Raw genomic sequence first — 9,569 nt, forward strand, 5'->3', positions numbered from 1 at the left:
CGGCCAGCACACGTTGATAGACCCGCTCGTCGTGGACCTGCAAGTCCCAGGGCCGTGTACCGTCGATCTCGATGTCGGCGGCGCGCAGCAGCGTTGTGACTTTCTCTTTCGCTGACATGATACTTCTCGCTGCCGGTCGCTGCCGGTTGAGGTTAAACCCTGGCCGGTTCGGGGCTCGCCGAGACTCCTGGGCGGGGGCAATCAGATAAGAGATCAATTGGCTCTTCTCTCCCCCTCCGTGGGCGGCTGCTCAGGTGCGGTGATCCGCGTATCTGCCCAAATGTGTGGAAAGCGACTCGGCATATGTGGGCGGTTTTCGCAATCTCCGGTTCCAACTCTACCATGGCAATAAGGTCTCCGGCCCCGTCGGCAGGCCGATACGCCCTATCGTCGCCGGCGCTCACTGAACGGCTACTCGGGATATCATGGTTGGGTTCGGTGAGGGCCCAATAGGGCGGTCGCAGCGCTCTGGGTTGCTGAGCCACGACAGCGCAACCGCGGGCCCACGAGGGCAGGCGTGAGCGCTCGGCAACGGCAGGGCGCAGACGGTTTTCCGTCGCCAGTCTGCCACACTGGGGTCAAGGCTTTGACAAGGAGCAACGGTCTAGATGGTCTCAGCTTTGCGATCTGCGCTGTTTTTCGCGGGGTTCATCGCTATCACGCCGCCGTTCGCACTGCTGATCTTCGCCTCCTGGCATCTTCCCTATGGCGTGCGCGAGGATACGGCGCGCCTGTGGTGCCGGGCGAACGTGCTGTGGTTGCGGGTCTGCTGTGGTGTGCGCTATCGCGTCATCGGGCTGGAGGATCTGCCGACGGGGCCGGCGGTGGTGATGTCGAATCACCAATCGGCCTGGGAGACCATTGCCTATCGCACGATTTTCCCGGCAAGCCTGTCATGGGTCGTCAAGCGCGAGCTGTTCCGGTTGCCCTTTTATGGCATGGCGCTAAAGGCACTCGAGGAGATCAGCGTCGGCGAACAGTCCCCCAGGGAAGCGATGCGCGAGGTTGAGGAGCACGGGTCCGCGCACATCCGAGCCGGGCGCTGGGTGGTGATCTTCCCGGAGGGGATGCGGGTGCGCCACGGTGAGCTGGGTCGGTTCCTGCAGGGCGGGGCGCGGCTCGCCTGCGCCAACGGCGTGCCGGTGGTGCCGGTAGCCGTCGATTCGGGCTACTGCTGGCCGACCCAGGACTGGCGAAAGCGGCCTGGTCTGATCACGGTTCGGATCGGTCCCCACATTGCAACGACACAACGCAGCCCGGCCGAGGTCAGTCGGCTTGTGCGGGACTGGATCGCGGGGGAGCTGGTCGCTGTCGGTACTGCGCGACCGCGCCGGGGGACATGACTGACCTTCGGAATGAATAACACTCCCAACTTGTCCGCGTTGGTTCGGGCAGAACCAGAGGGCCTCCTAAAGAAAGCGGCCATAGGATCAGCACTCACGGAATGGCCGTTAAGGGTCGATCGCGGACCCCGGTGCCTACTCGTCGATCCTCTCAAAGGGGCAGGTGTTGGGCAAACGCTGATTAGTCTCACGCCTACCCGGGCCCAAGGCTTCGTCTCGGCGCTATTTTGGCCGTCGGTTTCGTCACATGCTGGTGTCGGACCCGACACGGAGCGATGGGGCATGCAGACTCAAGAGCGCCAGCAGTACTTGACCTATTATCTCGGCGAGCTTCGCGTTGAGGGCTGGTCATCGGCCTCAACGAATGACTGGACTTTGCTCCGAGACGTCGTCACCAAAGGGCTGCCAACGGAGAACGCTCGCATCCTCAGAACGCGCATCTCGCCGCGGGTGTTCGATCGGGTGATCCCGCGCACCACGCTCTCTTCCAAGAGCGGTTCGGTGCGTCTGTCACAGGAACAGTCGGACCGCGTGGTGCGGCTGGGTCGAATCTATGCCCGGGCGGCTGAGGTCTTTGGCGAGCACGAGCGTGGCCGGCAGTGGCTCGAGCAACCCAACCGGGCACTGGATGGACAGGTGCCAGCCGAACTGTTGGTGCATTACCCAGGGGTTCACCAGGTTGAGCAGTTATTGGGTCGCATCGAGCGCGGCATCGCTGCGTGATGCGGCTCTACCGCATCGCCCGGGCCAAATTCGCAACCGACCTCTCAGGAGAGGGCTCGCGCCGGTATGGTGGCCGCTGGACGCCCCCAGGGTATCCGGCCATCTATACCTCGGAGCATCCCGCCCGCGCTGCCTGGGAGAACGCTGTGCATTTCGGTCTTCAGGAGCCAGTTGCGCCACTGGACTTCCGCCTGATCGAGCTGGTGGTTCCGGTTGAGGCCTCGGCCAACATCCTGGATGTTCCATCCATGCCGCACGACCCGGAGTCGGTTGGACTGGACTGGTTGGAGAATCGGGCCAACGACCTACTGATGATGCAAGCACCCTCCGCGGTCATTCCCGTGTCCTGGAACATCATCATCAACCCGCGGCATCCCAACGCGGGTCAGATTACCGCGACTGACTATGGCGCCTTCGTATTCGACGTGCGGTTGCCGTTCACAAAGGACCAGTCGACGTGACGGGACAGGAGGGCACCGACAGGTAACAGGCTGCAGAGTAGCTCATCCAGTGCTGACCAGACGTGACCGGCTCAGAGCAGGCAACCAGCCAGCTCTTTGTCACTGACTACTGCCACGCTCTGGAGCTCCCCTTGATCGTCTATCGAGTCGACGATGGCGACGTTTTCATCATCCGCGTTCGTCACGGACACGAAGACTGGCAATCGTTTAAAACCGCCGAAGCGATCGAGTGATGTCTATTCGCCGAGTAGTCAAGAGGCTCCGGCGAGGTTTTGTCGGGCGCATCCTGCGCTGAGCCGACCAGGTTTGATCACGCTTTCATGACACGCTGATCGGGCCATCTACCCAAAGTCGCGAGGGGTAGGGTGATGCGCCCTCCGGTCACTTCCGTTGCGTGATCCATTCCAGCCGTCAGGCCAGCCGATAGCCCGCCGTACCCTGCGCGTCACAGCACCCGGGTTGAACTCCGGAAACGTCAACCGAACGGGCCCGGCGGTGGCCTGCTGCGGGCAAGGGGCAGCGGTTCTGGGGCCATCTTTTCCTTTTCGGTGGTCGACGCTCTTCGCGATCATCTCGGGATCCTCGCAACAGGAACAGATTCGCACAGGCCGGGCCTGGAGGAGCATCCGACTATCCTTGATGCAATGCGTTCTTACCTATCACAATCGTTACAGGCGGGTACGGGAGTAGAAGGGGGCGTCTTGAAGTCATCGCTGTCCTTCCCACTGATGGCTGGCTTGGTTAACGTGCGCGGCGTTGCTTTCATGGAGGCCATCGTCCCTCCCGCCTATCCCATGGACGACATTGAAGCCATGGGAGAGGAGGGGGCCGATCTGTTCAGGGAACTTCGGGACCCTCAGCAGGGGCGAGAGTTGATCGTGGAACAGAACATCTTCATCGAATCCCTGCTGGCCGAAGGGCCGGTGACCCGGGACCTTGGCCATGAGGAGATGGAAGTCTACCGGGAACCTTTCCGCAACCCGGAGGACCGCAAACCGATTCTGATGTGGCCGCGGGAACTCCCGATTGAAGGAGAACCGGAGCGCAACGTGGAAGCGGTGGAACGGGTGGGAGAGTGGCTGAAAACCTCCCCGACCCCGAAACTGCTACTGTACGCCCGGCCGGGAGCCATCGTTCCTCCCGAAGCGGCCGGTTGGATGCGCGAGCATTACCACAATCTGCAGACCCGCTTCGTGGGCCCGGGTCGACACTATATCCAGGAAGACCACCCCGAGATCATCGCCCGTAATCTGGCCGGCTGGTATCTGGAGGAAGTCCGCTAACCACCTTTGCTTGAGTTCGTTCCGCCCAGGCATCCCTCCCCCGGAATACCGAAGCCGCGATGGGGGCGTCATGGGGGCGTGTACCGAGACCGTCTGCACGTAATCGGCGAGGAAGCGCTCAGGGGACATGTGCGGGTCTACGACGACAATGAGGGGTGGGGCGCCCCCTCTGCTACGTGACTTGCTTGCAGAGATGGCCCAGAGCAATACGGTCACGATTGTGCCGACGCATGCGGAACTCACGACGCAGGAAGCGGCGGATCTCCTCAATGTCTCCCGCGCCCATCTCGTCAAGCTTCTGGAGTGGGGCGAGATCCCCCCTCTCGAAGGTCGGCACCCATCGCCTAGGGAATCGGTTCCAGGGAAAGGATGTATTCGGCGATGGCCCGGCGGTCCTCGTCGGTGAGGTGGCTGGAGCCGGTATCGATGAAATCGGCCATGGAACCGCCGGCGAAGTCTCCGTCCGGCTTGATGCCGAAGCCAAGGTAGCGTGCGATGTGGCGTTCCCGCCAGTCGCCGATGCCCTCTTCGGGGTGGGGAGTGATATTGGGTGCCCGCTCGTCCCCAGGGGCATCCGGGTTGCCGGCAAAGGCGCGGGGCTCGTCTGGTCCTCCGAGCAGGTTTCTGGGGGTATGGCACTCAGCACAGTGACCCAGGGCCTGGACGAGATAGGCGCCCCGATTCCAGGACTGGGAACGTTGCGGATCGAGCTCGAAGGCGGCGGGGCTGAAATAGAGGGCTTTCCAGCCGATCAGCAACGAGCGGTAGGATAGCGGCCATGGCACCTCATGGCGGTAGTTGGGCTTTGCCACCGGTTCCACGGTTTGCAGGTACGCCCACAGCGCGTCGATATCCTCGTCTGTCATCTTCGCGTAGGAGGTATAGGGGAAGACGGGGTAGTAGTGCCGCCCCTCGGGGTCGAGGCCCTCGGTTAGCGCCCGATGCAAGTCGTCGCGTTCCCACGCGCCGATCCCATGGTCCGAATCGGGGGTGATGTTCGGCCCGTAGAATGTACCGAACGGCGTCGCTATGGGGCGTCCGCCGGCCAGGAAGGGGGCGCCGTCGTAATCCGCCGTATGGCAGGCCACGCAGGCGCCGGCCCGCAGGACGTACCATCCCTGTTCTTCCTCATCCGACAGCCCGTCTGGTGGTGCGGCAGCGGTAACGCTGGCAGCCAATAGCAAGGTCGCCGCCAGCGCGTGCCTTCGCTGCCATGCGTTTGGCGTCACTCCTCGACCCGGAAGTCGTCGTGACAGTTGCTGCAGGAGCCCCCAAGTTCACGAAAATACGGCATGGCCTGAGCCGGATCGCCTTCCTCCACCGCTTCACGGAACGCAGTCGCTGCGCGGTGGCTGGCCTCTGCCCGTTCCTCGAATGTGCTACGGTCGTCCCAGACCTCGGGTTTGGCGTCGCTGTCTTCATGGTCCGTTCCCTCGGGGAACAGGGCCGGGATGTCCTCTGTCAGTCGTTCGATGGCCCTGGCGTGTTCCTCCAGGTTGGCCTCGAAAGGCGCGCCGTCAATGAGGATTGCAGCGGACGCTGCAGTGTTGCCGCCGACAGCGCTCATTAGCCCCTGGCGATAGTCAACGTACACTTCGGCGTCTTCCGCATAGACGGATGTGGCGAAAATTAATGCGATGCCGGCGGCGAGTGCGATTCGCATCATGGCTAAGTCCTCCGGTGGAAATTTCAGGCCCATCTCCGGCAACTATTGCACCGGCTGGCTTCACCGCAAGTTCACGCTCCCACGGACGAGCGTCTCGGCTCGGTGGGAATGGCCGTCAACAGGGCACGCCGGCAGCGGATACCCATCCGCCGAGCTATCGACACCCTCGATCCGGGGGTCGGCGACGCGCCCATACTTCGCATGCGCATGGATGGCGCCGGGCTGCATGCCGTGATGTCCAACAGCTTCGGTTTCAGTGGGACCAACGCAACACTGATTTTCCAGAAATCTGACCAATGACACATACCGGCACTGCGGATTGGGGTAGGCTCTGCATCCAGAGATATCCCGACACATGTCTCGCCTCGTTTTCGCGATCGAGCCCGTCCCTGAGAAAGGAGCATTTCAGCCGTGAACAGTCGAACCATGCCCCTGGTGGCCGTGTTCAGCGCAAGCTTGTTGCTCGCCGCCGCCTGCACGACTACAGATCCCTACACGGGCGAGGAAAGAACGGCGCGCGCCACCACCGGTGCAGCCATCGGTGCGGTAGCCGGCGCCGCCGTGGGTGCGCTCACCGGCAGCGATAGCAGGGACCGCCGCAAGCGCGCCCTGATCGGCGCTGGTGTCGGCGGACTCTCCGGCGGCGCGATTGGCGGTTACATGGACCGCCAGGAACGGGAGCTGCGGGAAGAGCTGCAGGGGACCGGTGTCAGCGTTACCCGCCAGGGTGACGACATCATACTCAACATGCCGGGGAACATTACCTTTGCGGTGGACAGCGCCGATCTGCGCACGGAGTTCTTCGACGTGCTGGACTCGGTGGCCACGGTCGCCAATCGCTTTGACAAGACCCTGATCGAAGTGGCCGGCCACACGGACAGCACGGGGGCGGCATCCTACAACCAACTCCTGTCGGAACGCCGCGCGGCAACGGTGGGACGCCACTTGGAGAGCCGCGAGGTGGACAGCCGCCGGATTGCCACCGCCGGGCTCGGTGAAGACTGGCCGATCGCCGACAACAGCACACCCGAGGGCAAGCAATTAAACCGGCGCGTGGAATTGACCCTGGCTCCGCTCACCGAATAGCGAATTGCCTACATCGAGGATCTTGGTGGTGTCACCACCAAGATCCTCGCTCGCCTGAAGAAAGGGCGGCGCCGACACCCCCGAGCCTGCTTCCCTCAGCGCGGGCACCGCCTGCCGGCCTGTTCGGCTGACATTACCTCCCTCGATCAACACCCGGATGCTGTCACCGCCAGGCCACAGCACGGATATCGGCCGGCCTGCCGGCTGGGATGGATCGGAAAATGGCGCTGGGGAGGACTGCAGGGCGTGATTGCGTGGACGGCGGAAGGGCGCACGGCCATGCGTCAGCTCGTCAGCCGCGAATAAACCAGTCTACAGTGGGGGGAAGAGGGTGTTTATGTTTCCTATACTCAATCTTTTCTATACTCCTCAGCAGCTCACGGCTGCCGGACGATCGGCACATCCCGGTCGTGCCGCCTGACCTGGCAATCGATCCAAACGGAGGTATGCCATGAAACACACTGTCGCGTTCATCGCCGCTGGCGTGCTGAGCCTCGGCCTGGGAGTCTCGTCGGGCAGCAACGTGGCCCAGGCGTCGCAGTCGATCTCCCTGGCAACCGGCGGCACGGGCGGTGTCTACTTCCCCCTCGGCGGCGCCATGGCGGAGGCATGGTCGCAGCAAATTCCCGACCTGCGGGTGACGGCGGAGTCGACCGGCGCCAGCGTGGTCAACGTCCGGATCGTGGAGCAAGGTGAAGCGGAACTGGCCATGGTGCAGAACGACATTGCCAATTACGCATTCCATGCGACGGAAATGTTCGCTGACGACTCGCCTAAGGAGAGTAATCTGGGCATGGCGCTGCTCTATCCCGAGGTGATCCAGATCGTCACGCTGGCCGATTCCGGTATCGAATCCGTGAATGATCTCGCCGGCGCGCGGGTCGCCGTTGGCGCTCCCGGCAGCGGGACGGAGGCCAACGCCCGCCAGATCCTGATGGCGCACGACATCGCCTACGCCGACATCACCGAGCACTTTCTGCCCTTCGGCGAGGCCGTCGACGCCATTCGGGATGGCCGCATCGATGCGGCATTCTTGACCGCGGGCATCCCGACGGCCGCTGTCGTGGATCTCGGAGCGACGCACGATGTTTCCATCGTGCCCGTGGACCCCGACATGGCCGAGGAGGTCAGCGAAGAGTGGCCCTTCTACGCGGGCTTCACGATTCCCGGCGGCACCTACAGCGGCATCGAGGACGATATCCCCACGGTCACTGTGCTCGCCATGCTGGTGGCGAATGCGGACCTGGACGCGGATCTCGTCGAGCAAATGCTCGAGGTCTTGTTCGCCGAGGAAACGCTTGAGCGGCTCTGCGATACGCACGCACGCGGCTGCGATATCTCGCTGGAGGACGCGGCTGAAGCGATGCCGGTGCCGCTGCACCCGGGCGCGGAGGCATTCTTCGAACGCCAGTAGGGGCGTTCCTTGACGCGCTTGCGCTGCACCGGGGCGGGCGGATGACCGTCCTGCCCCGGCGGCCTGCCGCGCACCCCGGCGCTGGCCGGCGACGGGGATGGCGAACCGGACCGGAGTCGCTATGAGCCAATCGACCGCCGGCGTGCCGGAGGAATCGGCGCTGCAGCGCCTGCCGGGCGGTATCATCGGGCTCGGCGTTGCCGCCATCGCCATCGTGTTCGCCGTCTTTCAGCTCTATCAGACGGGCATCGGGCTCATGCCCGCCCAGAACCTGCGCGCCATCCATCTTGCGTTCGTCCTGGCGCTGATCTTTCTGCTCTATCCGGCTTTCGCGGGCCTGCGCAAGGATCGGATCCCGATCACCGACATGCTCCTTGCCGCGATCGCGATCTGCGGCCCGCTGTACTTCTATTTCAACTTCCACGACATGGTGATGCGCGCAGGCGCGGAGACGCCACTCGACCTTGCGATGGGCGCGCTCACGATCCTCGCGCTGCTCGAGGCGACCCGCCGTGCCATCGGGCCCGTACTGCCGGCCATCGCGGGCCTGTTCATCCTGTATGCGTATTTCGGCCCCTACATGCCGGGCGTTATCGAGCACCGAGGCTATTCGCCCGAACGCATCATCCGCCACCTGTATCCGACCACGGAAGGCATCTTCGGCATTCCCCTCGCCGTGGCCTCGACGTTCGTCTTCCTGTTCGTGCTGTTCGGCGCGGTGATGCAGCGCACCGGCATCAGTGACTACCTGACGCGCGTCGCCATGTCGGGGCTGGGAAGCTACAAGGGCGGACCGGCGAAGGCCGCCGTGCTCGCCAGCGCGCTGATGGGCTCCTTCTCCGGCAGCTCCACCGCAAATGTCGCGACCACCGGCACGCTCACCATTCCGCTGATGAAACGTGTCGGATTCCGGCCGCAGACGGCGGGAGGCATTGAAACGGCTGCATCGACAACCGGGCAGTTCCTGCCGCCGGTAATGGGTGCTGCCGCCTTCGTCATGGTGGAGATGACCGGGATCTCCTACCTGCAGATCATCCAGGCGGCGCTGTTGCCGGCGCTCCTCGACCTCGCCGGCATCATCTTCTGCGTCCACATGCACGCACTGAAATGGAAGATCCACGGCCTGCCGCGGCGGGAGCTGCCCCCGTTCCTGCCGACGTTGTTCAGCCAGTTCCACCTGGTGATCCCCATCCTCGGGCTCGTGTTCCTACTCGTCGTGGCCCAGTACACGCCGACGATGTCGGCATTCTGGGCCATTCCACTGGCGCTGCTGGTATCGCTCGTCGCGCGCAACACGATCATCATCGTGCGTGCCCTGGGCACGAGCGCACGGGGCGGGGATCCCTTCGCCGGCGTCGAGGCCGCGCTGGAGCGCGAACGTTCCGGCCGGCGCCAGGATGCGGGCGGACACACCACCGTGCCGCGCACCTGGCCGAAGGTCGTCGGCCGCACGTGGCTCGACTGGGGCAGGGACCTGCTGCGGGCCTTCGAGGACGGTGCCCGTCAGGCCGTTCCCATCTCGGCTGCCTGTGCCACGGCCGGCATCGTCATCGGTATCGTGACACTCACCGGCCTCGGTCTGCGCATGCAGTC

10 protein-coding genes and 2 pseudogenes are annotated in these 9,569 nt (G+C 63.9%); 9 read left to right on the forward strand and 3 right to left on the reverse strand.

Annotated elements, in window-relative coordinates; genetic code table 11:
• A pseudogene (locus QZT63_RS20120) lies at positions 1 to 118 on the reverse strand (cyclopropane-fatty-acyl-phospholipid synthase); the annotation flags it as partial.
• A gap of 490 nt (positions 119 to 608) precedes the next feature.
• Here QZT63_RS20120 and QZT63_RS15280 point away from each other — a divergent pair.
• From QZT63_RS15280 to QZT63_RS20125, 6 genes and pseudogenes are all read left to right on the forward strand, one after another.
• A complete protein-coding gene (locus QZT63_RS15280; protein ID WP_290652356.1) occupies positions 609 to 1,343 on the forward strand; it encodes a lysophospholipid acyltransferase family protein in 735 nt (244 codons plus the stop codon).
• Between the two features lie 282 nt (positions 1,344 to 1,625).
• On the forward strand, positions 1,626 to 2,066 hold the full coding sequence (locus QZT63_RS15285; RefSeq protein ID WP_290652357.1) for an antitoxin Xre/MbcA/ParS toxin-binding domain-containing protein: 441 nt from the start codon (positions 1,626 to 1,628) through the stop codon (positions 2,064 to 2,066).
• Entirely contained in the window at positions 2,066 to 2,527 is a 462-nt protein-coding gene (locus QZT63_RS15290; protein ID WP_290652365.1) for an RES domain-containing protein, read from the forward strand. Before QZT63_RS15285 ends, QZT63_RS15290 begins: the two co-directional genes overlap by 1 nt.
• Positions 2,528 to 2,589: 62 nt before the next feature.
• On the forward strand, positions 2,590 to 2,760 hold the full coding sequence (locus tag QZT63_RS15295) for a type II toxin-antitoxin system RelE/ParE family toxin (protein ID WP_290652358.1): 171 nt from the start codon (positions 2,590 to 2,592) through the stop codon (positions 2,758 to 2,760).
• A 468-nt stretch (positions 2,761 to 3,228) separates the two neighbouring features.
• Entirely contained in the window at positions 3,229 to 3,810 is a 582-nt protein-coding gene (locus tag QZT63_RS15300; protein WP_290652359.1) for a hypothetical protein, read from the forward strand.
• Positions 3,811 to 3,979: 169 nt separating this feature from the next.
• Positions 3,980 to 4,126 (forward strand): annotated as a pseudogene (locus tag QZT63_RS20125) (DNA-binding protein); the annotation flags it as partial.
• A gap of 28 nt (positions 4,127 to 4,154) precedes the next feature.
• Here the strand turns inward: QZT63_RS20125 and QZT63_RS15310 are convergent.
• Complete coding sequence (locus QZT63_RS15310; protein ID WP_290652361.1) at positions 4,155 to 4,988, reverse strand: cytochrome c; 834 nt, start codon at positions 4,986 to 4,988, stop codon at positions 4,155 to 4,157.
• Positions 4,989 to 5,035: 47 nt separating this feature from the next.
• Positions 5,036 to 5,476: a cytochrome c gene (locus QZT63_RS15315; RefSeq protein WP_290652362.1), complete on the reverse strand. Its 441-nt coding sequence runs from the start codon at positions 5,474 to 5,476 to the stop codon at positions 5,036 to 5,038.
• A gap of 426 nt (positions 5,477 to 5,902) precedes the next feature.
• Here QZT63_RS15315 and QZT63_RS15320 point away from each other — a divergent pair, with 426 nt between their 5' ends.
• The 3 genes from QZT63_RS15320 to QZT63_RS15330 form a co-directional block, all read left to right on the forward strand.
• A complete protein-coding gene (locus tag QZT63_RS15320) occupies positions 5,903 to 6,562 on the forward strand; it encodes an OmpA family protein (RefSeq protein ID WP_290652366.1) in 660 nt (219 codons plus the stop codon).
• Positions 6,563 to 7,013: 451 nt separating this feature from the next.
• Positions 7,014 to 7,976: a TAXI family TRAP transporter solute-binding subunit gene (locus tag QZT63_RS15325; RefSeq protein WP_290652363.1), complete on the forward strand. Its 963-nt coding sequence runs from the start codon at positions 7,014 to 7,016 to the stop codon at positions 7,974 to 7,976.
• A 121-nt stretch (positions 7,977 to 8,097) separates the two neighbouring features.
• A partial coding sequence (locus QZT63_RS15330) for a TRAP transporter fused permease subunit (RefSeq protein ID WP_290652364.1) occupies positions 8,098 to 9,569 on the forward strand: 1,472 nt, incomplete at its 3' end.

It is taken from the genome of Aquisalimonas sp. (genome assembly GCF_007120195.1).
GTDB lineage: Bacteria > Pseudomonadota > Gammaproteobacteria > Nitrococcales > Aquisalimonadaceae > Aquisalimonas.